The sequence below is a fragment of the Bradyrhizobium sp. WSM2254 genome (assembly GCF_000472645.1).
In the GTDB taxonomy this organism is placed as follows: Bacteria; Pseudomonadota; Alphaproteobacteria; order Rhizobiales; family Xanthobacteraceae; genus Bradyrhizobium; species Bradyrhizobium niftali.
In genome coordinates this window covers 419,170-442,264 of the sequence record NZ_AXAB01000001.1, presented here as the reverse complement: position 1 = coordinate 442,264, position 23,095 = coordinate 419,170, and the positions used below count along the sequence as shown (strand labels likewise).

Here is a 23,095-nt window from a genome sequence, read left to right as displayed (position 1 = left end):
GATGACCGCGCCGCCCGCCGTCTCCATCAAGAACCTGCAGATCGCATTGCCCAAGGGCGCCGAGCGTGCCTTCGCCGTCGACGGCGTCTCGCTGGACCTTCGGCCCGGCAAGATCGTCTGCGTCGTCGGCGAATCCGGCTCCGGCAAGTCGATGTGCGCGCATGCGCTGATGGGGCTGTTGCCGGATACGGTCAACGTCACCTCCGGCGAGATCCTGTTCGAGGGCCGCGACCTGCTCAAGCTGGACGACGACGGCTGGCGCGATCTGCGCGGCCGCCGCCTCGCAATGATCTTCCAGGAGCCGATGACCGCGCTCAATCCCTTGATGCGGATCGGCGACCAGATGGCGGAGATGTTCGAGGCCCACGGCCTGCTCACGCCCAGGGAGCGGCGCGCAAGAGCGCTGGCGCTGGCACGCGAGGTCGGCTTGCCCGATCCCGAGCGCATCGTCCGCGCCTATCCGCACCAGCTCTCCGGCGGCCAGCGCCAGCGCGCCATGATCGCGATGGCGCTGGCGCTCGAGCCCGCGGTGCTGGTGGCGGACGAGCCGACCACCGCGCTCGACGTCACCACGCAGGCGCAGATCCTGAAACTGATCCGCAACCTCCAGCGCAACCGCAACATGGCGGTGATGTTCATCACCCATGATTTCGGCGTGGTCGCCGATATCGCCGACCAGGTCGTGGTGCTCCGGCACGGCAAGGTGGTCGAGGAAGGCCCCGCCGCCAACGTCTTCGACGAGCCGCAGCACGACTACACCAAGGCGCTGCTCGCCGCCGTGCCGTCGATGGATCCGCCGGCGCGCGAGCCGCTCGATGACCAGGCCAGGGCCGTCGAGGTGATCGGGCTGGACAAGACCTACGTCACATCAGGGGGCTGGTTTCGCGAGGACCGCCGCGTCGATGCCGCGCGCGAGGTCAACTTCAACATCCTCAAGGGCGAGACGCTCGGCCTCGTCGGCGAATCCGGCTCCGGCAAGTCGTCGGTGGCGCGCCTCGTGATGCGGCTGATCGAAGCCGACCGCGGCACGGTGCGGATCGGCGAGATCGATCTGACGCAGCTTTCGGGCAAGGCGCTGCGCACTGAGCGCCATCGCATCCAGATGATCTTCCAGGATCCGTTCGCCTCGCTCAATCCGCGCCGCAAGATCGGCCACATCATCGCCGACGGCCCGATCGCGGCCGGCATCGATCCGAAGGTCGCCTTCGAGCGCGCCCGCGATCTCCTGAAGATGGTGGGCCTGGATGCCGGCGCGCTCGAACGCTATCCGCATGAATTCTCCGGCGGCCAGCGCCAGCGCATCGGCATTGCGCGCGCGCTCGCGCTCGAGCCCGAGATCATCGTTGCCGACGAAGCCGTCTCCGCGCTCGACGTCTCGGTGCAGGCGCAAGTCCTGCGGCTGCTCGAAGACCTCAAGACGCGCCTTGGCCTTTCGATGCTGTTCATCACCCACGATCTGCGCGTCGCCGCCCAGATCTGCGACCGCATCGCGGTGATGCAGCGCGGCGCCATCGTCGAGCTGAAGCCGACCGCGCAGCTGTTCGCCGCGCCCGAGCACGCCTATACGCGCGAGCTGCTCGCGGCGGTGCCGGGGCGGAAGGAGCGCGCGCCGGCGGCGTGAGGCGAGCGGTATCCGGTTCGGCCCCAGACGATTGGACCGAATCGAGCCGCATCTGTCGTAACGGCGCTGTCACGCGCTTTTTATTCCTCGTGACCGCCTACACAGCTTCAAAGCGCCGGGCCGCACCCCACATCGGTTTGGAATGATTTCCATCATCTGATGATGGTTGCCAATCTCTTCGGAGCCAAACATGGGCCAGGTTATTCAATTTGTCTCGAGATCCGAGCGCGAACGATTGCGCCTCATCCAGGAGGCACGCGCGATCTATGACAGCATCTTCCCACCCGATGATCCGGTTGGCGAGCGGCACGACACGACCACGATCGGGCGCGCCGTCGGCGGCGGCAACGTGGAAAATCTGTCGTGATCAAGATCATCGCCGTGCTTTGCAGCCTCTCCTCTCCCGCCAATTGTCACGAGCAGATCGTCACCACATCGGACTTCGCCGACGTTTCGATGCAGTCCTGCATGATGGGCGCACCGCAGCTTGCCGAATGGATGAACCAGCATCCGGCCGAGCGCCTGGCGGGATGGCGCTGCGTGATCGGGCAACAGGGCGGCCGGGGCGCCTGATCGGACCTCCCCGACCCCGCTGAGCCGTGACGACGACGCACCGGCGAGCTAGGATGGCCTATAGCCGCCTGGCAAAGGGGGAAGCCGGATGGAGGTCGCCAGCCTCGTTCTTCCCGTGTTCGCGATCATCGTCACCGGCTGGCTGGCCGGCGCGCTCGGCTATCTCTCGCGCACGCTCGCCGACGCGCTGGTGCACTTCGCCTACAACGTGGCGATGCCGGCGCTGCTGATCGTCACGATCGCCCAGGAGCCGGCGCGCAATCTGCTGGAATGGCGCTTCCTGCTCGCGTTTGGCGGCGGCTCGCTGCTCTGCTTCGCGCTCGTCTTCGTAGCCGTCCGCGCCGGCGGAAAGCATGATCTCGCCAGCAGCACCATCCATGGCATGGCCGCGGCCATGACCAACACCGGCTTCGTGGCGCTTCCGATCCTGCACGCGATCTACGGCCAGCCCGCCGTCCTGCCCGCCGCGGTGGCGACGGTGTTCGTGGCCGCCGTGATGTTTCCGATCACGGTCATCCTGCTGGAAAGGAGCGCGAACGGGCCTGCGCACTCCGCTGGCCTCGCGAAACAGATCCTGCTCAATCCGATGGTGCTGTCGACGCTCATTGGGCTCGCATGGGCGATCACGGGTCTGCCGATTCCGCCGCCCGTTGCGGCCTACCTCAACATGATCGCGGCTGCGCTCACGCCCTGCGCGCTGTTTGCCATCGGGCTCGGCCTGTCGGTCGAAGGCTTGCGATCGAACCTGAAGGCATCGTTCGCGCTCTCGGCCGTGAAGCTGGTGGTGATGCCGCTGATCGTCTACGGACTTTGCGTGATCACCGGCCTCAATCCGCTTGACACCGTCGCCGCCGTCGTGTGTGCGGCCGTGCCGACGGCGAAAACCGTGTACGTTCTCGCCCACGAGCACAAGGTCGAGGAGAAACTGGTTGCGGCCACCGTCTCGGTCACGACGATGCTGTCGGTCGCGACACTGCTGGTCGCACTCTATCTTCTTTCTGGACTGGCGACAGGCACGCGCTAAGGCGCCCGTCAAGTTGTCGCAACCTGATACTGGGCATCGCTATGTCCGGGCGCGCAAGACCGCGACTCCCACGATGTCCGGGCTTCGTTCATTGTGAGCGGCAGGTAGAACGATCCTCTCGCCGACATCGGCTCGCGCAGGAGGAGTGCTGCCTACCTGACCGGCGGGTTGGTGTTGTTCCAGGTGGGGACTGCGTTGGTCACTCCGACCGATGGCCAGTTGTACGTTCCGATCGACGGCGCCGTGACGGTCCCGATCGACTGTCCGGAGCTGCCGTATGTCCTCGGTTGCGTTGTTGCCGAAAGTCCTGCGCTCCCGGATTGAGTGGCCATCACAGGCGTGTAATTTCTGCTCGATTTGTACCGCTTCGCGTCAACCGCGACGGGCGCGAGGGCCAGCCCAGCGGCAACGAGTGCGGCGATGGCGCGTCTGGTTGTTGTCATGGCCTATCCTTTCATTGGTGCAGTCAATTCGTACTGGGCCATTCACGTACTGGAGGTAACCATACCGACCGGACTTGCAACGCCCTTCACGGTTAAATGTGCGGGAGCGCAGCTGCGCTCCGGGATCGCTGCCACCTCGGGCGGCATGGCGCCCATGCCGCGCCTCAGGCCGCGACCGAGGCCATCGGGACGCGCCGGTCCGAAGACCACGGCGTTGGTGTTCGCTTAACCCTATCCGCTGATCGCACGGCGTACGGACGCACTCGGAAAGATTGCGCAACGTGCAGAAATCTTTGCTTACCTTTCCTGCCTAGGTTGTCGCGGCAAGACTTGGGGAGTGGATATGGCCACAATCGAACTGTCTGCGGCCTCGCCGCCTCAAGCTGCCGCACCCGCGCGGATCCGCGTCCTCTGCATCCTCTTCTTCTTCTCCGGCTTTCCCGCGCTGATCTACCAGCTCACCTGGCAGCGCAGCCTGTTCCGGATCTTTGGCGTCAACACGGAATCGGTGACCATCGTCGTCACCGCCTTCATGCTGGGGCTCGGCCTGGGGAGCCTCGCCGGCGGCTGGCTGTCGAAGCGGGACGGCATCAGGCCGCTGCTGCTGCTTGGGATCATCGAGCTCGCGACCGCCGCTTTCGGCCTGGTCTCGCTGTCGATCTTCGACCTGGTCGGTCGCCTCACCGCCGACATGTCGCTGCCGGCGATCGCCGTCATCAACCTGCTGCTGGTGCTGGTGCCCACGCTCTTGATGGGCGCGACGCTCCCGATCCTGGTCGCGTACCTCGTCAGGATCTCCGGCCAGATCGGCAGCGCGGTCGGCACGCTCTATTTCGTCAACACGCTCGGCGCTGGTGCTGCCTGCCTGGTCTCCGCTGTGCTGATCTTCCCCTTCCTCGGTATGCACGGCGCGATCATGATCGCGGCCGGCATCAACATCGCGGTCGGTGCCAGCGCCATCGCGGCGCATGTCTTCGGCGGCGCGCCGGCCACGGCGTCATCGAAGGCGGCCGTCCACCGGAACGCAACACCGATTCTCGGCATGGGTTTCGTCGCCACGCTCGCGGCCGCCGGCGGCTTCATTTCGCTGTCTTACGAGATCTATCTGTTTCGCACCATTTCCTTTGCCTCAGGTTCGAGCTCACTCGCCTTTGCCGTCACGCTGGGCAGCTTCCTGATTGGCATTGCCGTCGGCGCGCAGCGTGCCGGGCAGGTCTGCGAGACCCGATCCACGAAAAACGCGATGGCGAGCGCGGCGATGGACCTGGTCTGGGCCAACGGCTTCGCCGCGGCATTCCTGCCGCTGATGACGCAACTGGCCTCCAACATCGTCGCCATGATGATCGTCGCCGTGATCGCGATCTATCTGATCGCGCGGCAATGGGGCGCGCTATTGCCCTATCTCTCGCAGTTCGGCATCGCCGCGGACGCCCGCGCGGGTCAGCAGACCGCGCTGCTCTATTTCTCCAACATCGTCGGCTGTGCCACGGGCGCCGTGCTGACCGGTTTCGTGCTCACCGACTATTTTGGTCTGAGGCAGATGGCCGTGCTGCTGCTGGTTGCCGGAACGCTCTGCGCTTTGATGCTGGCCTTCGCACATCCGGCGGCGCCGCAGGAGCGGCTGCGCTTCGGCGTCATCGCGGCCTCCGTGCTCGCTCTTGGCATCGCCGCGAATGCATTGTTCGCGCAGCGGCTCTTGGAAAATCTCCAGAGCAAGTCGATCGCCGGCCGTGATTTCGCAAGGGTCGTGGAAAACCACAGTGGCATCATCACCGTCGACACCAATGGCACTGTCTTCGGGAACGGCATGTATGACGGCGCCTTCAACACCGACGTCAAGCATGACCGCAACGGCATCATCCGCCCCTATGCGCTGAGCCTGTTCCACGGCGCGCCGCGCGACGTGCTGATGATCGGGCTCGCCTCCGGCTCCTGGGCCCAGGTCATCGCCAACAACCCGGACGTGGCCTCGCTTACGATCGTCGAGATCAACCGCGGCTATCTCCAGGTCATTGCGGCGCAGGACGACGTCCGATCCGTCCTCAACAACCCCAAGGTCAGGATCATCGAGGACGACGGCCGTCGCTGGCTCAGCCATCATCCCGAAGCGCATTTCGATGCCGTGGTCGTCAACACCACCTGGCACTTCCGCGCCAACGCCTCCAATCTTCTGTCTTCGGAATTCATGGAGCTGGTGAAGCGGCATCTTAACGACGGCGGCATCTATCTCTACAACACCACCAATTCCCGGCGCGCCCAGCGCACCGCCTGCACCGCCTTCGCCCATGGGGCCCACTTCCTCAATCACATGGTGGTGTCGCAATCGCCGATCGACTGGAACCAGGCGCGCTGGCGCAGGACGCTCGAGGCCTACAGCATCGACGGCAAGCCCGAATTCGCCGTCGGCGATGCGGCCGACCAGGCCGTGCTCGACCGGCTGATGACCGATTACCGCAACGACGGCCCGATGTTCGAGCAATGCCCGCAGCTTCTCGCCGCAACGGAAGGCAAGACGCCGATCACCGACGACAACATGGGCACCGAGTGGCGCTACTTCCTCGGCCTGGAATGATGGAAGGGACAACGCGGTTGCTGTCATCGCCACAGGATGAACTCGAATCACCGTTAGCGCGTTCTGCTGGACGTACACTTGGCGCGAGCAGCATGACCGGTCCCGAACTGAAGCAACTCCGAACCGACCTCTCCGAGGCCATCGACAGGAAACTGACAGCCGCCGACATGGCAAAACTATGCGGATTGCCGGAGAAGGGCGGCGCCGACACCATCCGGCGCTGGGAAGTCAGCGGCCCGACGCCGTCGGCGACGAAGGTGCTGCGCGTGCTCGCGATGGCGAGCGAGCGCTATCCGATCCTGGAGAAGTTCGACATCTTCGATCGTCACGACGTGCGCGAGGAAGACCGGCCGGCAAAGCGCGCGGCGTTCCGCGAACAGATGCGCGATGAGGCGCGGCGGCGACTTGGTTAACAGGAGCCGCACGCAGGTTACCGGGAAGACGCGAAGTTAAGCCTTCCTTCAGCATTTCTTAAGTCGCCATTAAGTACGAAAATCAATTGCACCCCAATAAGTTAGGTTGGCTCACGCTGTGCCACGGATGTGACAGCATTTTCCTCAAAAGCTAGCTATCTGCAAAACCAACGACGGCGCGGAAAGCGCGCCTGCCGGGGATCTAAAGTGTTGGAGTTTGGACTATGAAGAAGATTCTGTTTGCGACCGTTGCGCTGCTCGTGGTGGGCGCCGCTGCGCCGGCCGTCGGCGCCGATCTCGGCAACCGCAACTACTACAAGGCGCCTGCGCCGGCCTATGCCGCGCCGATCTACAACTGGACGGGATTCTATCTCGGCGCCCATGTCGGCGGCGCGTTCTCCAGCGACAACAATTTCAGCGGCCTCTCCACCGGCAACAACGGCAACGGCCGTTTCCTCGGCGGCGTGCAGGTCGGTGCGGACTGGCAGTTCAACCCGAACTTCGTGGTCGGCGTCGAGGGCCAGTATTCCTGGCTCTCCGGCAGCGTCGGTGCGGTATTCCCGGGCGGCGTCGCCTACACCAACGACCAGCGCGGCCTCGGCTCGATCACCGGCCGCGTCGGCTACACCTGGGGTCCGGGCCTCCTCTACGTGAAGGGCGGCTACGCCTATTCGGACAACAATGAGAAGGTCACTGTCGGCGGCGTCCCGACCGGCTTCATCATCGATGGCGATCATCGCAACGGCTACACCGTCGGCGCCGGCCTCGAATACATGTTCGCGCCGAACTGGTCGGCCAAGGCCGAGTACCAGTACTACAATTTCGGCGACGCGCACTTCACCGCGGGCCCGCTCGCGGGCACCGGCAACTTCACCACCGACGACCACACCATCAAGGCTGGCGTCAATTATCGCTTCAACTGGGCCAACTCTGGCGTCGCGCGCTACTGATCGGTTAGCAAAACCTTATCCTGACGAAGGGCCGGCCATGTTGCCGGCCCTTCTTTTTTCGCTCTGCGGAACCAGCGCAAGCAATTGCACCAATTGCGATTTTTTAACCGGCCCGACCGATACTGCCCGCCACAAAACAGAAGCAAGAGCGTGGGGGAAGTTCGATGGCGATCCGTCTGGGCCTGAGCCGTGGCAGTTTCCTTGGCCGATTGAGGCCTCGTTTCAGGATGCCGACATGGGGCGTGCGTGGCAGCTTGTTCGCGGCCTTCGCGGTGATCGCGGGCATGGGCCTCGTGATCTCGGCCGGCGCCGGCCTGGTGCTGCAGAATCTCGGCGGACGCATGACTGAACTGAGCGGGCGGGACATTCCGCGTCTTGCCGCCAGCCTGCAATTGTCGGCACTCAGCGCGAGCCTCGCGGCACAGGGACCTGCCCTGCTTGCGGCTCAAAGCGAGGACGCCCTGAACGAGCGCACCAAGAAGCTCAGGGAATTTCAGGAGCAGACGCAGCAGAAGCTCAACGAGATCATCGAGCTCGGCGGCGACAAGGCCGTCGTCTCCGGACTCAGCGAAACGATGAAGAGCATCAACGAGGCGGCCCAAAGCCTGGCCAAGGCCGCCCGCGAACGGCTGGACATCGCGGCCCTCCATGACAAGCAGTATGACGCGCTGCGCAACGCGCAGGGCGCGTTCGTCGGCGCGGCCAGCCCGGCGATGCTGGACGCGCAGACCCGGGTCAACGCCATTCTCGGCTCGGCCAATATGTCCGCCGAAGATGCCACCGAAGCCGCGCAGACCGTCGGCCAGCTCGGCAACGTCGTCGCCAGCGGCAATCTCGCAGCCGCCGACATGAGCGCGGCGCTGTCGGCGAACACGAGCGACAAGCTCGACGACATCCAGAAGGAATTCAAGACGGCGCAAGGGCGCCTGCGGTCCAACCTCGACCTGTTGCCGGACAATCAGGGCAACAAGATGCTGCGCGAGACGGCGGAAAAGCTGCTGGCGCTCGGCACCGGCAAGACCGGCGTGTTCAATCTGCGCGAGAAGGAGCTCGACTCCGTCGACTACGGCCAGACCATCCTGGACGAGACCCGCAAGCTCAATGTCGGCCTCGGCATCAGCGTGCAGCAGCTCGTCGACGGCGTGCAGAAGGAGACCAACGCGTCGACCTTCCAGGCGCGGCAGGAGATCTCGCTTGCGACGACCGTAATGCTGGCGCTGGGCGCGCTGACGCTGGTCGGCTCGGCCCTGTTCGTCTGGCTCTATGTCGGCCGCAACATCCTGCGCCGGATCACCGGCCTCCAGCGCGCCATGCAGTCACTCTCGGCCGGCGATCTCGACACCGAGATCGCGCGCGCGAAGCATAATGACGAGATCGGCGCGATGACCGACACGCTGACCGTGTTCCGCGATAGCATGGTCGAGGCCCGCGCGCTCGCCAGCGAGCAGGACAAGGATCGCGTCGCCAAGGCCGAGCGTGCCGCACGCATGGAGGCGAAGATCGCCGAATTCGAAAGCACGGTGCGCGCCGCGCTCGACAATCTCGCGCAGTCCGCCAATTCGATGCAATCGACCGCGCAGAGCATGTCGAACACCGCGGACCAGTCCAACGCGCTGGTCAACGCAGTCGCCTCCGCCGCGGAGGAGACCTCGGTCAACGTGCAGACCGTATCGGCCGGCACCGAGCAGTTGTCCTCCTCGATCGCCGAAATCAGCCGCCAGGTGGTCACCTCGGCCGGGATCGCCAAGAAGGCCGTGGACGAAGCCGGCGCGACCGACGCCACGGTGCAGAGTCTCGCCGACAGCGCGAGCCGCATCAGCGTCGTGGTCGATTTGATCCAGACCATCGCCTCGCAGACCAATCTGCTCGCGCTCAACGCCACCATCGAGGCGGCCCGCGCGGGCGAGGCCGGCCGTGGTTTCGCGGTGGTCGCTTCCGAGGTGAAGAGCCTCGCGAGCCAGACCGCGAAGGCGACCGAGGAGATCCGCACCCAGATCGCCAGCATGCAGAACGTGACGACCTCGGCGGTCGGCGCCATCCAGGGCATCGGCCGGATCATCGGCGAGATCAACGACGTCACCACGACGATCGCGGCTGCCGTCGAGGAACAGGGCGCGGCCACCCGCGAGATCGCGCGCAACATCCAGCATGCCGCCGGCGGCACCAGCGAGGTCTCCAGCAATATCATCGGCGTCTCCACCGCCTCTGCCGAAGCCGGCGCTGCGGCGAGCGAAGTGCTGGGCGCCTCCGACTCGCTGCGCCGCGAGGCCGACCTGCTGCGCGGAGAGATCGACGCGTTCCTCAACAACATGCGGGCGGCGTAAGGCGCCGTCCCGTAGCCCGGATGGAGCGCAGCGCAATCCGGGACCTGCTCGCTCGTGGCACGAACCCCGGATTACGCTGCGCTCCATCCGGGCTACGGAAAAAGCCACGGTATGACGGCCATGCGACGGCCGCCGCGCGTCCTTTTTCGGCTGGCGCGGCGCGCCAGCTGGGTTTAAGTCGGTAGCATGAACGCAAAACCCGACACCGTGCAGTCCTCCGGCGAGGCCCTGCGCTACCCCTGGGACCAGCATCCCGGCCCCGACGAGGTCGTGGAGGTGAAGCCCGGCGTGTTGTGGGCGCGGCTGAAGCTGCCGTTCCGCCTCAACCATGTGAACATCTATCTGCTCGCCGACGGCGACGGCTACGCCATGGTGGATGCCGGCTTCGGCAACGAAGAGACGATCGAGGCCTGGACGAAACTGTTCGACGGCCCGCTCAAGGGCGTCAACATCACGCGCCTGATCGTCACCCATTCGCACCCCGATCATGTCGGTCTCGCCGGGTGGATCGTCGAACGATTCAACTGTCCGCTGGTGATGTCGCAGGTCGAATATCTGCAATCGGTCTATCACCAGAACCGCGGCACCGAGGAACGGCGCGAGGCGCAGCGGCTGTTCTTCCGTCGCCACGGCATGGACGAGTCGCTCACCGAAAAGCTGCTCGGCCGCGGCCAGGATTATCTCAAGCGCGTCTCGGTGCTGCCGCCGTCCTACCGCCGCATCTCGCATGGCGACGAGGTCGTGATCGGCACGCGCCGCTTCAAGGTGATCACCGGCGGCGGCCACGCGCTCGACCAGGTGATGCTGTATTGCGCCGACGACAAGCTGTTCCTTTCCGCCGACCAGGTGCTGAGCAAGATCTCGCCCAATGTCAGCGTGTGGGCGGTCGAGCCCGACCAGAACTCGCTCGGCGAATATCTGGCTTCGCTCGCAAGCCTCACCACCACCCTGCCCTACGACCTGCTGGTGCTGCCCGGCCACGGCGTGCCGTTCTACGGGCTCAAGACCCGCATCAAGCAGCTCGCCGACCACCACGAGGAGCGCTGCCGCCTGATCGCGGAAGCCTGCCGCGAGGTGCCGCAGACCTCGCGCGCCCTGGTGCCCGTGGTGTTCAACAAGCACGTGCTGGACGAACACCAGATGGGCTTCGCCGCCGGCGAGCTCGTCGCCCACGTCAACTACATGATCGTCGAGGGCCGGCTGACGGCGGAGACCAGGGACGGCGTGCTCCAGTTCAGGACGACGTGATTGTTTCTTAGCCTCTCCCCGCTTGCGGGGAGAGGGGCAGACCGTCGCTGCGGCAACAGCTCACTTCATATTCGCGATCGCGTGCAGGGCCGCGATGTAGCCGAACGGGCCCAGCCCGCAGATCACGCCTGACGCCACGAACGATATCTTGGAGTGCCGGTGATATTCGTCGCGGGCGTGGATGTTGGAGATGTGGACTTCCAACACCGGGCCTTCGAACGTCTTGATCGCGTCCATGATCGAGACCGAGGTGAAGGAGAGGCCAGCCGGGTTGATGACGATGGCATCGGCGTCCTGCCGCGCCGACTGGATCAGATCGACCAGTACGCCCTCATGGTTGGACTGGTGGAAAGCGAGCTTGAGCCCGAGCTTCGCGGCGGCTTCCTCGCAGCTCGCGTTGACCTCTGCGAGCGTCGTGGTGCCGTAGATGTGCGGCTCGCGGATGCCGAGCATGTTGAGGTTGGGACCGTTGAGGATCATCACGCGCTTCATGGGAGCGTCCTTTCGAATGGAAATCTGCTGAATTGTCTTGCCGAGCCCAAGGCAGGCCGAGGCTGCCGTGTCGGCCCCTCGGGACGCCTACCGCAAAGCAGCATTACACAAGCCCGTGAGTTCTTTGATCGGGATCAAGTTTCAAATCGCACGATAGGGCATTTTGCCCAAATGCCCTCCAGGGCCAAATGTGGGATAGCGCATAGACATTGGAGCTGGAAAAGCTCTAAGAAGATGCGGCCCCTTGATCAGGTTCCGTTGCAGGTTTTGCCGATGGATTACAGCCAGTTCTTCGATTCCGCCCTCGAGCGTCTCCACACCGAACGGCGCTACCGCGTGTTCGCCGATCTGGAGCGGATGGCGGGCCGGTTCCCGCACGCGATCTGGCACTCGCCCAAGGGAAAGCGCGACGTCGTGATCTGGTGCTCCAACGACTATCTCGGCATGGGCCAGCACCCGAAGGTGGTCGGCGCCATGGTCGAGACCGCGACGCGCGTCGGCACCGGCGCAGGCGGCACCCGCAACATCGCCGGCACGCATCATCCGCTGGTGCAGCTCGAGGCCGAGCTTGCCGACCTCCACGGCAAGGAAGCGGCGCTGCTGTTCACCTCGGGCTACGTCTCGAACCAGACCGGTATCGCGACGATCGCAAAGCTCATTCCGAACTGCCTGATCCTGTCGGACGAGCTCAACCACAATTCGATGATCGAGGGCATCCGCCAGTCCGGCTGCGAGCGCGTCGTGTTCCGCCACAACGACCTCGCCGATCTCGAAGCGCTGTTGAAGGCGGCGGGTCCGAACCGGCCGAAGCTGATCGCCTGCGAGAGCCTCTATTCCATGGACGGCGACGTCGCCCCGCTCGCCAAGATCTGCGATCTCGCCGAGAAATACAATGCGATGACCTATGTCGACGAGGTCCACGCGGTCGGCATGTACGGCCCGCGCGGCGGCGGCATCGCCGAGCGTGACGGCGTCATGCACCGCATCGACATTCTGGAAGGCACGCTCGCGAAAGCGTTCGGCTGCCTCGGCGGCTACATCGCCGCCAACGGCCAGATCATCGATGCCGTGCGCTCCTACGCGCCGGGCTTCATCTTCACCACCGCGCTGCCGCCGGCGATCTGCTCGGCCGCGACCGCCGCGATCAAGCATCTGAAGAGCTCGAGCTGGGAGCGCGAGCGCCACCAGGACCGCGCCGCCCGCGTCAAGGCGATCCTCAACGCCGCCGGCCTCCCGGTGATGTCGAGCGACACCCACATCGTGCCGCTGTTCATCGGCGATGCCGAGAAGTGCAAGCAGGCCTCCGACCTCCTGCTGGAAGAGCACGGCATCTACATCCAGCCGATCAACTATCCGACCGTCGCCAAGGGCACCGAGCGCCTGCGCATCACGCCCTCGCCCTATCACGACGACGGCCTGATCGATCAGCTCGCCGACGCGCTGCTGCAAGTATGGGACCGTCTCGGCCTGCCGCTGCGCGAAAAGTCGCTGGCCGCGGAGTAGGCCTCTTCGCCTCTCCATCCAACACACACCGTCCCCGGGGCACCCCCCTCCCCAACCCTCCCCCGCAAGGGGGGAGGGAGCGAGACGGTTGTGGCTGCCTCACATCGATTAAGCGCAACTGCTCGACGCCGTGTTGGTGTCGCCTTTGTCGCAACAAGCGACGTTCTCTCCATTCCCTCCCCCCTTGCGGGGGAGGGTCAGGGAGGGGGGTGCCACACGGGGACTCTCTCGGTGAGCCTCAAGCGACCAACTTAACGACATCCCCAGTTCCCGCCCTGGGCACGACATTTCGCTGTCGCTTGCGCCCACCCAACGCGCTAGATTTGCAGGGAAAATGAGATCGGGCGCCGTCGCGCCCAGGGAGAAGCACGCTCGCCATGCTGCACGACTGGGGCGTGATTGCCGCCGCCTTTGGCTATATCGGCTTCCTGTTCCTGGTGGCGAGCCATGGCGACCGCCGCTCGCAGGCCGGGCCCCGACGTGCCTCCGGGCTGATCTATCCGCTGTCGCTGGCGATCTACTGCACCTCCTGGACCTTCTTCGGCTCGGTCGGTTTTGCCACCCGCACGTCCACCGACTTCCTCGCCATCTATGTAGGCCCGATCCTGATGATCGGGCTCGGCGCCGGCGTACTGCGCCGCGTGATCCAGCTCGCCAAGGCCCACAACATCACCTCGATCGCCGACTTCATCGGCGCCCGCTACGGCAAGAGCCAGGCGGTGGCGGCGACCGTGGCGCTGATCGCGATCATCGGCTCGGTGCCCTACATCGCGCTCCAGCTCAAGGCGGTCGCCTCCTCGCTGGAGACGATCCTGAGCGAGGATCAGGCCTTCTCCCACATCCCGATCCTCGGCGACATGGCGCTGATGGTGACGCTGGCGATGGCGGCCTTCGCCGTGCTGTTCGGCACGCGGCAGACCGACGCCACCGAGCATCAGCACGGCCTTATGCTGGCGGTCGCGACCGAATCTATCGTTAAGCTGGTCGCCTTCCTCGCCGCCGGCATCTTCGTCACATTCTGGATGTTCTCGCCGCATGAACTGATCGAGCGCGCGATGAAGACGCCGGAGGCGGTGCGTGCCATCAACTACTCGCCGTCGATCGGCAACTTCCTGACCATGACGCTGCTGTCGCTGTGCGCGGTCATGCTGCTGCCGCGCCAGTTCCATGTCAGCGTGGTGGAGAATTCCTCGGATGCCGAGGTCGGCCGCGCGCGCTGGCTGTTTCCGCTCTATCTCGTCGCCATCAACCTGTTCGTGATCCCGATCGCGATCGCCGGCCTCGTCAGCTTTCCCTTCGGCACAGCCGACCCCGACATGTACGTGCTGGCGCTGCCGATAGAGGGCGGCGCGGATCTGCTCAGCGTCGCCATCTTCGTCGGCGGCCTGTCGGCGGCAACCGCGATGGTGATCGTCGAATGCGTCGCGCTCTCCATCATGGTCTCGAACGACCTCGTGGTGCCCCTGGTGCTGCAACGGCGGCCGGAGGGACGCACCGGCGGCGCCGATTTCAGCGACTTCCTGCTGCGCTCGCGCCGGCTCGCGATCTTCGCCATCATGGTGATGGCCTATTTCTACTACCGCGCGCTCGGCAACACCCAGCTTGTCGCGATCGGCCTCTTGTCCTTTGCCGCCATCGCCCAGCTCGCGCCGAGCTTCTTCGGCGGGCTATTGTGGCGGCGGGCGACCGCGCGCGGCGCGATCGGCGGCATGCTGGTCGGCTTCGTGGTGTGGCTCTACACGCTGTTCATTCCGAGCTTCATGGATTCCTCGACCGCGGGCATCCTGCTGCTCCAGCACGGCCCGTTCGGGATCGAGGCGCTGCGGCCGCAGGCGCTGTTCGGCGCCGACCTGCCGCCGCTGATGCACGGCGTCATCTGGTCGCTGTCGCTCAACATCCTCACCTATGTGCTGCTGTCGCTGGCACGGCGGCCTTCGTCCATCGAGCTGGTGCAGGCCGATCTGTTCGTGCCAAACACGCTCGCGCCGATCTCCCCGAATTTCCGCCGCTGGCGCACCACCGTCACCGTGCAGGACATCCAGACCACGGTGGCGCAATATCTCGGCCCGGACCGTGCCCGGCATTCGTTCGAGGCCTTCTCGGCGCGGCGCAATATGCGGCTCGAGCCGGCGGCGCCCGCCGATTTCGAGCTGCTGCAGCACGCCGAGCACCTGATCGCCTCCTCGATTGGAGCTGCGTCCTCGCGCCTCGTGATGTCGCTGCTGCTGCGCAAGCGGACGGTCTCCGCCAAAGCCGCGCTGAAACTGCTCGACGATTCCCATGCGGCGCTACATTTCAACCGCGAGATCCTCCAGACCGCGCTCAACCATGTGCGCCAGGGCATCGCGGTGTTCGACGACGACCTGCAGCTGATCTGCTCCAACCGGCAATTCGGCGATCTCCTCAACGTGCCCCCGCATTTCATCCAGTTCGGCACGCCGCTTCGCGAAATCCTGGAATTCATGGACGTGAGCAATCCGGCCGATCCGATCGAGCGCGAGGCCATGCTGGAGCGGCGGCTTGCCGCGTATACCATCGACAGCGAGCCCTATCTCGAGCGTCTGCCGGACCGCCATATGGTGATCGAGGTGCTCACCAACCGCATGCCCGGCAGCGGCTTCGTCATCACCTTCACCGACGTCACGCCCACCTTCGAGGCGGCGGAAGCGCTGGAGCGCGCCAACGCGACGCTGGAAAAGCGCGTGCGCGACCGCACCGAAGAGCTGACCCGGCTGAACTCCGAGCTGGCGCTGGCCAAGAGCACGGCGGAAGACGCCAGCATCTCCAAGACGCGGTTCCTCGCCGCCGCCAGTCACGACATTCTCCAGCCGCTGAACGCGGCGCGGCTCTATGTCACCAGCCTGGTCGAACGCCAGCACAGCGGCGAGGAGACGCGGCTGGTCGAGAACATCGACGAATCGCTCCAGGCCATCGAGGAAATCCTCGGCGCGCTGCTCGACATCTCCAGGCTGGACGCCGGCGCGATGGCGACCTCGATCTCGAGCTTCAAGATGGCCGATCTGATGCGCTCGCTGGAGATCGAGTTCGCGCCGATCGCGCGCGCCAAGGGCCTCGATCTCACCTTCGTGCCCTGCTCGCTGCCGGTGGAGTCGGACCGTCTCCTGCTGCGGCGCCTGCTCCAGAACCTGATCTCCAACGCGATCAAATACACCCCGCGCGGCCGCGTGCTGGTCGGCTGCCGCCGCCGCGGCGCCTCGCTCAAGATCTGCGTCTACGACACCGGCGTCGGCATCCCCACGGTCAAGCGCGGCGAGATCTTCAAGGAGTTCCACCGCCTCGAGCAGGGCGCGCGGATCGCGCGCGGGCTCGGCCTTGGCCTCTCGATCGTCGAACGGCTGGCGCGCGTGCTCAACCACGGCATCGCCATCGACTCCAATGTGGGCGGCGGCTCGGTCTTCTCGGTAACGGTGCCGACGGCGAAGGCGATCACCCTCACCGCCGCCGTGACCAGCGCGACGCCGCTGGCGCGCACGCCGATCGCGGGCGCGCTGATCGTCTGCATCGAGAACGATGCGGCGATCCTCGACGGCATGCGGACGCTGTTGAAAGCCTGGGACGCCGAGGTGATCGCGGTCGCCGATCCCGAAGGCGCGATCGCCGCGATCGAAGCTGCGGGCAAGCGCGTCACCGGACTGCTGGTCGACTACCACCTCGACCGCGGCAACGGTATCGCTGCGATCCGCGACGTCCGCCGCCGCTTCGGCGACGCCATTCCTGCGATCCTGATCACCGCCGACCGCAGCCCCGCCGTGCAGCTGGCCGCGCGCGAGGAGAAGATCGCCGTGCTCAACAAGCCGGTGAAGCCGGCCTCGCTGCGCGCCCTGCTCGGGCAGTGGCGCACGCAGCAGATGGTGGCGGCGGAGTAAGACGGCCTGTTGGCGAGCGCCCGGCCCCGCTTTCGCAACTCAGGGCGCGAGGCGGGTGAAGACGTAATCGCGGCCCTTCGCGCGAGCGTCGTGACAGGCGAAGCAGGTGCGGTGCTGCGCTTCGTCGACCGGCTTGCCGTTGACGAAGCGGCCAAAACCCCAGCCGCCGGTGGAGGCATATTTCCTGGAATCCTTGACCATCACCTGGACCGTGGTGGCCGCGCCGGGAATCGTTGCCGACGCGAATTCCGGTGACTGTTTCCGCTTCCAGGCGCGCTTGACCAGAATGGTGCCGTCCGGGAACGGAAGCTTTCCGGCCTGATAGGCGTCGATTGCCACCTGGTTGCCGACGACCGCGCGAAGCTCGTCGAGCGGCGCGGCCTCTTCGGCCGGCGCGATCAGCTCCCACTGCTTGTAGCCCGCGGGAATCGTGACGCCGAAGATCGGCGAGGCATCGGCTGTCGCGGGGCCTTCCGCCAGCGCGATCGAGACGAGGTACGGCACGCAGGTCAGGAGAACGACCAGAAGAAGCGCGGCGAGCACCATCACCGTGGTGAAGGAGAATCTTTTCTTGGCAGGTTCAGTTGGCGTCATGAGGTTTCATCAAGCTGGGATCAAAGGATGGACCCCGGTCCAGGTCGGCTGGACCGAGGTGCCGGCGGATCCTCAGGCGCCGTCGGCGTCGATGACGGCCTTGGCGAAGGCCTGCGGTGCCTCCTGCGGCAGATTGTGGCCGATGCCGCCGGTGATCAGGCGATAGTCGTACCGGCCGGAGAATTTCTTGGCATAGACGCTGGGGTCGGGGTGCGGCGCACCGTTGGCGTCGCCTTCCATCGTGATCGTCGGCACGCTGATCAGCGGGGCCGCGGCGAGCTTCTTTTCGAGCTCCTCGTATTTCGCCTCGCCCTGGGCGAGCCCAAGCCGCCAACGGTAATTGTGGATCGTGATCGCGACGTGATCCTTGTTGTCGAGCGCCGCGGCGCTGCGGTCGAACGTGGCGTCGTCGAACTTCCACTGCGGCGAGGCGAGCTTCCAGATCAGTTTTGCGAAATCGTGCGTGTATTTCTCGTATCCGGCGCGGCCGCGCTCGGTCGCGAAATAGAATTGGTACCACCATTGCAGTTCGGCCGACGGCGGCAGCGGCGCGTTGCCGGCGGCCTGGCTGGAGATCAGATAGCCGCTGACCGACACCAGCGCGCGGCAGCGATCCGGCCACAGCGCGGCGATGATGTCGGCGGTGCGCGCGCCCCAGTCGAAGCCGGCGACGACCGCCTTCTTGATCTCGAGCTTGTCCATCAGCGCGATGATGTCGACGGCGATTGCGGCGGGCTCGCCATTGCGCGGCGTCTCGCTGGAGAGGAAGTGCGTCGAGCCGTAGCCGCGCAGATGAGGAATGATCACGCGATAGCCGACCTTTGCCAGGATCGGCGCGACGTCGACGAAGGCGTGAATGTCGTAGGGCCAGCCGTGCAGCAGGATCGCGACGGGACCGTTCGAGGGACCTGCCTCGGCATAGCCGACATTGAGAACGCCGGCGTCGATCTGCTTGATCGTGCCGAAGGACGCATTCGATGCGGAAGATCGCGGCGCTTCCGTTTCAGCGCGGGCGACCACGCCAAGACCGACGGCAACGGTTCCCGCGGCGATGCCAAAAAACTTGCGGCGATGCTGGTCGATGAGCTGTTTCATGATGGTGCTACCTTGTTGATGGTCGGGGACGCTGGTCAGATCAGCGCGACCGCGACGTCGATGTTGCCGCGGACGGCCTTGGAATAGGGACAGGTCTGGTGCGCCTCATCGACGATGTCGCGTGCGACCTCGCGATCGAGGCCCGGCAGGCTGACGTTGAGGCGGGCCCGGAGGGAGTAAGCGCCTTCATCGAGAAGGAGGTCGATCTCCGCGTCGATCGCGCATTTCCTGGGAAGCGTGATCTTCCGCTTGCGCGCCGCGATCTCCATGGCGCCTTCGAAGCAGGCCGACCAGCCGGCCGCGAACAACTGTTCGGGATTGGTGCCGATGCCGGCGGCGCCCGGCGGAGTGAGCCGCACATCGAGTCGGCCGTCCGAGCTGCGGGACATGCCGTCCTGCCGCCCGCCGCTGGTGTGGGTTCGGGCCGTGTAGAGCAGTTTTGCCGCTTGCGTCATGAAGGTCTCCTTGCCGTCGCGCAACTGACTAGCAGCGGCTGTCGCGGGGCACCCGTTTGGACTTGTGAGAAATTGTGAGATCTCCGCCTGCGCGCCTCACGAGGCCTGCATGCGCGGTCTGACGCCGATGCAGGAGCGGTCTTGCCGGATCGCGATCATCTGGCTATCCGGTCCGTTCACAAGGACCAAGATCTCGCCATGACTGAGCCGGCTGCGCCTACGGCAGGACCCCTGTCGTTCGGGCCATTCACCGTGACGCCGCGCGAAAGGCTCGTGACGCGCGACGGCGTCGCGCTGCCGCTCGGCACGAAGGCCTTCGACACGCTGATCGCGCTGATGTCGCGGCCGAACGAGGTCGTCAGCAAGTGGGATCTGATGGCGCTGGTGTGGCCCGGCATGGCCGTCGAGGAGGCCAATCTGCGCTTTCATGTCGCAGCGCTGCGTAAAGTCCTCGGCGACGGCAAGGACGGCGCCCGCTACATCACCACGCTCTCCGGCCGCGGCTATTGCTTCGTGGCGCCGATCTCGCAAACGGATATTCCGGCAGAGCGGCGCCCCGCACCGCGCATGGAACTGCCGCCCGTGAAACTGCCGAACCGGCTGCAACGGATGGTCGGACGCGACGAAGTGGTCGCGGCCATCTCGGACAGGCTCATCACCTCGCGTTTCGTCACGATCGTCGGCCCGGGCGGCGTCGGCAAGACCGCCGTTGCGGTGGCGGTCGCTCACGATCTGCTCGCGACCTTCGACGACGCCGCACACTTTGTTGACCTTGCTGCTCTGAGCGATCCCGATCTCGTGATCACCTCGATCCTGCTGATGCTGGGTCTGCCAGCCCAGGCTGACGACCCGATGCCCGCGCTGCTCACGCATCTCCGGGACAAGAGGATGCTGCTCGTCCTCGACAATTGCGAGCACGTCATCGCCGCCGCAGCGCCGCTGGCGGCGGAGATCTTCCACACCGCGCCGCATGTCCATATCCTGGCCACGAGCCGCGAAGCCCTGCGCGTCGAGGGCGAGCAGGTCTATCGATTGGCACCGCTTGCCGTTCCACCTGACGGTGCCGGACTGACGGCGGCCGTCGCACAGACCTATCCCGCGCTTCAGCTGTTCCTCGAACGGGCGACCGCCGGCGGCGCGCAGATCGCGCTCGACGATGGCAATGCTGCGATCGTCGCCGGCATCTGCCGCAGGCTCGACGGCATGGCCCTGGCGATCGAGCTCGCCGCCGGCCGGGTCGAAGCCTACGGCCTGGAGCAGACAGCGGCCCTGCTCGACGAACGCCTCAATCTGCTGTGGCAGGGGCAGCGCACCGCGCCGCCGCGGCAGAAGACATTGCAGGCGACGCTGGACTGGAGCTACGGGCTCCTGTCCGACATTGAGCGCCTCGTGCTGCGCAGGCTCGCGGTCTTCGCCGGCCATTTCACCATCGACGCCGCGCTCGAGGTCGTGCCGGACGACCGTGTCGACCGCGCCCGCCTGTTCGACGCCATCGACAGCCTCGTCGCCAAGTCGATGGTCGCACCGCGACCGATCGGCGCCATGATGCGCTACCGGCTGCTCGACACGACGCGCGCCTATCTGCTCGAGATCGAGCCTGATGACGCGGCGCTCGCGGCCCGTCACGCGACCTACTACCGGCGGTGGCTGGAACGGGCCGGTACGACGTGGGCGACGGTGCCGAGCGCCGACGAACGCGCGATCCACTTCTCCGCGCTTCACAACGTGCGCGCCGCGCTGGACTGGTGCTTTGGCGCGAACGGCGATGCGGGCATCGGCATTGCGCTCGCCGCCGCGGCAGCTCCCATCTTTCTCGCGATGTCATTGCTGATCGAATGCCGGCGCTGGTCGGAACGGGCGCTGCTTGCGATCGATCCTTCCACGCACGGCGGCGCCGAGGAGATGCACATCCAGGCCGCCCTCGGACTGACCCTGATGTTCACGCGCGGCGGCAGCGAAGCGGCGCGCGGCGCGTTGAGCAGAAGCCTTGCGATCGCGCAAGCGCGCGGCGACGCGCCGAACCAGCTTCAGCTGCTCGGCCGCATGCATATCTTTCACGAGCGGATGGGACAGTTCGATGCCGCGCTTGGTTACGCACGGCAGAGCCTCGCAGTCGCCGAGACGCTGGGCGATGCCGCGTCCATTGGGCTCGCCCACTCGCTCCTGGGTGTCTCGCTGCATCTGGCCGGCGAGCATCGCGACGCGCTGAACATGCTGGAGGCGGCCTGGCAGGGGCCGGGTACGGAACGGATCAGCACGGTCCATGGCTTCGATCACCGCAACCGGGCCGGCATCTCGCTCGCGCGAGAGATCTGGCTGCAGGGCCGGCCCTTGGATGCGCGGCAGCTGGCGCGACAGACCGTCACCGAGGCCGCGCAGATGGAGCATCCGATCACGCTCTGCATCGCGCTGATTTGGCTGGTCTCGATCGATCTCTGGAGCGGAGAGCTCGACGATGCGGAAGACAGCATCGACCACTTCATCGCGCATGCCACCTCGCGTTCGATGGGCCCTTATCTCTCGGTCGGCCGAGGCGTCAAAGGCGAGCTGGCCATCCGGCGCGGCGACGCCGCAGGCGGCGTCGAGACGATAAGGGCCTGCCTGCGCGAGCTCCATGATTCCGGCTATGAGCTTCTCACCACGACGTTCAACATTGCGCTGGTGCAAGGCTTGTTGGCACTGGGGCAGGTCGAGCAGAGCGCCCACTTGATCGACGAGGCGATCCGCCTCGTCGAACAGGGCGGCGATCATCTCTACATGCCGGAGCTGCTGCGGATGAAGGCAAGGGTATTGCTGTCCTTCCCGCAGCCGAAGATCGGGGAAGCAGAGACCCACCTCATGCGATCGCTGGAGCTGAGCCGTCGCAACGGTGCGAAGGCCTGGGTGTTGCGAGCGGCGATCGATCTCGCGGAGCTTCTTGCCGACCAGCACCGCCGCAAGGAAGCAAAGCTGTTGCTGGAATCGGCGCTCGACGGCTTCGCCGAAGGCTCGCAAACGGCTGATATCAGGGCTGCCAGCGCGCGCCTGAAGACGCTGTAACGGCTCTCAGCCCGTCGGCGTGCCCTGCCGCCACTGGCCACCGGCGATCTTCGCAGCGGCAATCACCGCCTGCGTCCGGCTCTCGACGCCGAGCTTTTGCAGAATCGCCGAGACATGCGCCTTGATGGTGGCCTCGGAGACGCCGAGCTCGTAGGCGATCTGCTTGTTGAGCAGCCCCTCCGACAGCATCATCAGGACCCGGACCTGCTGCGGCGTCAGCGTCACCAGGCGGTCGCGCAGGCGCGTCATGTCGGGGTCCGAGGCGGCCGACAGGTCGGTGTCGGCGGGAACCCAGACGTCCCCCTCCATCACCTTGAGGATGGCGTCGCGCAGCGTCTCGACGCCGAAACGCTTCGGGATGAAGCCGGACGCGCCGAAATCGAGCGAGCGGCGGATCGTGGCGCTGTCGTCGGAGGCCGAGACGATCACCACCGGGATCGCCGGATATTGCGCACGCAGATAGATCAGGCCGGAAAAGCCCGAGATCCCGGGCATCGAGAGGTCGAGCAGGATCAGGTCGACGTCGGAGGTCTGTTCCAGCAGCTTGGTCAGATCCTCGAACGATCCGGCCTCGTCGATCCTGGCCGAGGTCAGGACGCTCGCCACCGCCTGCCGCAGCGCATCGCGGAACAGGGGATGATCATCGGCAATGACGAGATGGGTCGAGGGAGCGTTCATCGTTCTCTTGCTGTCGTTCGTGCCGGGCCGGCGAGTCGATGCCGCGGCCGGTCAATTCTTCCCTGACCGGCCGTGGCATGCAAGTGCACATTATCCCTTTGCTGCAAAGGGGTTAATCCGGAAACTTCGCGGCTGCGCATCGGCGCCCGATGCCGCACCGTCAGGCGCGCGTCAGTGTGCAAGG

At 65.7% G+C, this 23,095-nt stretch carries 18 protein-coding genes; 12 read left to right on the top strand and 6 right to left on the bottom strand.

All coding sequences use genetic code 11. The features are described 5' to 3' along the window. Nucleotide 1 precedes the first annotated feature (1 nt). The 4 genes from A3M7_RS0102025 (at nucleotide 2) to A3M7_RS0102010 (ending at nucleotide 3,218) form a co-directional block, all read left to right on the top strand. Complete coding sequence (locus tag A3M7_RS0102025; RefSeq protein ID WP_027542418.1) at nucleotides 2–1,621, top strand: ABC transporter ATP-binding protein; 1,620 nt, start codon at nucleotides 2–4, stop codon at nucleotides 1,619–1,621. A 190-nt stretch (nucleotides 1,622–1,811) separates the two neighbouring features. Next, entirely contained in the window at nucleotides 1,812–1,988 is a 177-nt protein-coding gene (locus tag A3M7_RS49425) for a hypothetical protein (RefSeq protein ID WP_198033682.1), read from the top strand. Further along, entirely contained in the window at nucleotides 1,985–2,194 is a 210-nt protein-coding gene (locus A3M7_RS0102015; RefSeq protein WP_011084026.1) for a hypothetical protein, read from the top strand. The genes A3M7_RS49425 and A3M7_RS0102015 overlap by 4 nt, the downstream gene beginning before the upstream one ends. An 88-nt stretch (nucleotides 2,195–2,282) precedes the next feature. After that, on the top strand, nucleotides 2,283–3,218 hold the full coding sequence (locus A3M7_RS0102010; protein ID WP_027542417.1) for an AEC family transporter: 936 nt from the start codon (nucleotides 2,283–2,285) through the stop codon (nucleotides 3,216–3,218). Nucleotides 3,219–3,370: 152 nt separating this feature from the next. Here A3M7_RS0102010 and A3M7_RS50360 read toward each other — a convergent pair whose 3' ends face one another. Continuing rightward, nucleotides 3,371–3,661: a hypothetical protein gene (locus A3M7_RS50360; RefSeq protein WP_084301497.1), complete on the bottom strand. Its 291-nt coding sequence runs from the start codon at nucleotides 3,659–3,661 to the stop codon at nucleotides 3,371–3,373. Between the two features lie 343 nt (nucleotides 3,662–4,004). Between A3M7_RS50360 and A3M7_RS0102005 the strand changes: the two genes are divergently transcribed. From A3M7_RS0102005 to A3M7_RS0101985, 5 genes are all read left to right on the top strand, one after another. Beyond that, on the top strand, nucleotides 4,005–6,233 hold the full coding sequence (locus A3M7_RS0102005; protein ID WP_027542416.1) for a fused MFS/spermidine synthase: 2,229 nt from the start codon (nucleotides 4,005–4,007) through the stop codon (nucleotides 6,231–6,233). Between the two features lie 92 nt (nucleotides 6,234–6,325). Next, on the top strand, nucleotides 6,326–6,646 hold the full coding sequence (locus A3M7_RS0102000) for a hypothetical protein (protein ID WP_027542415.1): 321 nt from the start codon (nucleotides 6,326–6,328) through the stop codon (nucleotides 6,644–6,646). A gap of 224 nt (nucleotides 6,647–6,870) precedes the next feature. Next, nucleotides 6,871–7,596, top strand: a complete 726-nt coding sequence (locus A3M7_RS0101995; RefSeq protein ID WP_027542414.1) for an outer membrane protein — start codon at nucleotides 6,871–6,873, stop codon at nucleotides 7,594–7,596. Nucleotides 7,597–7,760: 164 nt separating this feature from the next. Next, a complete protein-coding gene (locus A3M7_RS0101990) occupies nucleotides 7,761–9,920 on the top strand; it encodes a methyl-accepting chemotaxis protein (RefSeq protein WP_027542413.1) in 2,160 nt (719 codons plus the stop codon). Between the two features lie 186 nt (nucleotides 9,921–10,106). Next, nucleotides 10,107–11,168: an MBL fold metallo-hydrolase gene (locus tag A3M7_RS0101985; RefSeq protein WP_027542412.1), complete on the top strand. Its 1,062-nt coding sequence runs from the start codon at nucleotides 10,107–10,109 to the stop codon at nucleotides 11,166–11,168. 60 nt (nucleotides 11,169–11,228) lie between these two features. Here A3M7_RS0101985 and aroQ read toward each other — a convergent pair whose 3' ends face one another. Further along, nucleotides 11,229–11,660 (bottom strand): type II 3-dehydroquinate dehydratase, encoded by a 432-nt coding sequence (gene aroQ, locus A3M7_RS0101980; protein WP_025575201.1) that lies wholly within the window; start codon nucleotides 11,658–11,660, stop codon nucleotides 11,229–11,231. A 273-nt stretch (nucleotides 11,661–11,933) separates the two neighbouring features. On the opposite strand from aroQ, the gene hemA reads away from it, so the two are divergent. After that, a complete protein-coding gene (gene hemA / locus A3M7_RS0101975) occupies nucleotides 11,934–13,163 on the top strand; it encodes a 5-aminolevulinate synthase (protein WP_027542411.1) in 1,230 nt (409 codons plus the stop codon). Nucleotides 13,164–13,540: 377 nt separating this feature from the next. Continuing rightward, nucleotides 13,541–17,050: a hybrid sensor histidine kinase/response regulator gene (locus A3M7_RS0101970; RefSeq protein WP_027542410.1), complete on the top strand. Its 3,510-nt coding sequence runs from the start codon at nucleotides 13,541–13,543 to the stop codon at nucleotides 17,048–17,050. 39 nt (nucleotides 17,051–17,089) lie between these two features. Here the strand turns inward: A3M7_RS0101970 and A3M7_RS0101965 are convergent, their stop codons facing one another. The 3 genes from A3M7_RS0101965 to A3M7_RS0101955 form a co-directional block, all read right to left on the bottom strand. Then, the gene (locus tag A3M7_RS0101965; RefSeq protein WP_027542409.1) at nucleotides 17,090–17,644 is read right to left on the bottom strand and encodes a cytochrome P460 family protein; all 555 of its coding nucleotides are present in this window, start codon (nucleotides 17,642–17,644) and stop codon (nucleotides 17,090–17,092) included. 72 nt (nucleotides 17,645–17,716) lie between these two features. After that, nucleotides 17,717–18,739, bottom strand: coding sequence for an alpha/beta fold hydrolase (locus A3M7_RS0101960; RefSeq protein WP_027542408.1), 1,023 nt, complete (start codon nucleotides 18,737–18,739; stop codon nucleotides 17,717–17,719). Nucleotides 18,740–18,774: 35 nt separating this feature from the next. Beyond that, the gene (locus A3M7_RS0101955) at nucleotides 18,775–19,194 is read right to left on the bottom strand and encodes an organic hydroperoxide resistance protein (protein ID WP_027542407.1); all 420 of its coding nucleotides are present in this window, start codon (nucleotides 19,192–19,194) and stop codon (nucleotides 18,775–18,777) included. Between the two features lie 198 nt (nucleotides 19,195–19,392). On the opposite strand from A3M7_RS0101955, the gene A3M7_RS0101950 reads away from it, so the two are divergent. After that, nucleotides 19,393–22,233, top strand: a complete 2,841-nt coding sequence (locus A3M7_RS0101950) for a winged helix-turn-helix domain-containing protein (RefSeq protein WP_027542406.1) — start codon at nucleotides 19,393–19,395, stop codon at nucleotides 22,231–22,233. A gap of 6 nt (nucleotides 22,234–22,239) precedes the next feature. Here A3M7_RS0101950 and A3M7_RS0101945 read toward each other — a convergent pair whose 3' ends face one another. Next, complete coding sequence (locus A3M7_RS0101945; protein WP_025575190.1) at nucleotides 22,240–22,911, bottom strand: response regulator transcription factor; 672 nt, start codon at nucleotides 22,909–22,911, stop codon at nucleotides 22,240–22,242. Nucleotides 22,912–23,095: the final 184 nt, after the last annotated feature.

What these genes read in the sequence shown, in the direction of transcription:
- A3M7_RS0102025 (WP_027542418.1), top strand. Translation starts at nt 2, where the DNA reads ATGACCGCGCCGCCCGCCGTCTCCATCAAGAACCTGCAGATCGCATTG.
- A3M7_RS49425 (WP_198033682.1), top strand. Translation starts at nt 1,812, where the DNA reads ATGGGCCAGGTTATTCAATTTGTCTCGAGATCCGAGCGCGAACGATTG.
- A3M7_RS0102010 (WP_027542417.1), top strand. Translation starts at nt 2,283, where the DNA reads ATGGAGGTCGCCAGCCTCGTTCTTCCCGTGTTCGCGATCATCGTCACC.
- A3M7_RS50360 (WP_084301497.1), bottom strand. Translation starts at nt 3,661, where the DNA reads ATGACAACAACCAGACGCGCCATCGCCGCACTCGTTGCCGCTGGGCTG.
- A3M7_RS0102005 (WP_027542416.1), top strand. Translation starts at nt 4,005, where the DNA reads ATGGCCACAATCGAACTGTCTGCGGCCTCGCCGCCTCAAGCTGCCGCA.
- A3M7_RS0102000 (WP_027542415.1), top strand. Translation starts at nt 6,326, where the DNA reads ATGACCGGTCCCGAACTGAAGCAACTCCGAACCGACCTCTCCGAGGCC.
- A3M7_RS0101995 (WP_027542414.1), top strand. Translation starts at nt 6,871, where the DNA reads ATGAAGAAGATTCTGTTTGCGACCGTTGCGCTGCTCGTGGTGGGCGCC.
- A3M7_RS0101990 (WP_027542413.1), top strand. Translation starts at nt 7,761, where the DNA reads ATGGCGATCCGTCTGGGCCTGAGCCGTGGCAGTTTCCTTGGCCGATTG.
- A3M7_RS0101985 (WP_027542412.1), top strand. Translation starts at nt 10,107, where the DNA reads ATGAACGCAAAACCCGACACCGTGCAGTCCTCCGGCGAGGCCCTGCGC.
- aroQ (WP_025575201.1), bottom strand. Translation starts at nt 11,660, where the DNA reads ATGAAGCGCGTGATGATCCTCAACGGTCCCAACCTCAACATGCTCGGC.
- hemA (WP_027542411.1), top strand. Translation starts at nt 11,934, where the DNA reads ATGGATTACAGCCAGTTCTTCGATTCCGCCCTCGAGCGTCTCCACACC.
- A3M7_RS0101970 (WP_027542410.1), top strand. Translation starts at nt 13,541, where the DNA reads ATGCTGCACGACTGGGGCGTGATTGCCGCCGCCTTTGGCTATATCGGC.
- A3M7_RS0101965 (WP_027542409.1), bottom strand. Translation starts at nt 17,644, where the DNA reads ATGACGCCAACTGAACCTGCCAAGAAAAGATTCTCCTTCACCACGGTG.
- A3M7_RS0101960 (WP_027542408.1), bottom strand. Translation starts at nt 18,739, where the DNA reads ATGAAACAGCTCATCGACCAGCATCGCCGCAAGTTTTTTGGCATCGCC.
- A3M7_RS0101955 (WP_027542407.1), bottom strand. Translation starts at nt 19,194, where the DNA reads ATGACGCAAGCGGCAAAACTGCTCTACACGGCCCGAACCCACACCAGC.
- A3M7_RS0101950 (WP_027542406.1), top strand. Translation starts at nt 19,393, where the DNA reads ATGACTGAGCCGGCTGCGCCTACGGCAGGACCCCTGTCGTTCGGGCCA.
- A3M7_RS0101945 (WP_025575190.1), bottom strand. Translation starts at nt 22,911, where the DNA reads ATGAACGCTCCCTCGACCCATCTCGTCATTGCCGATGATCATCCCCTG.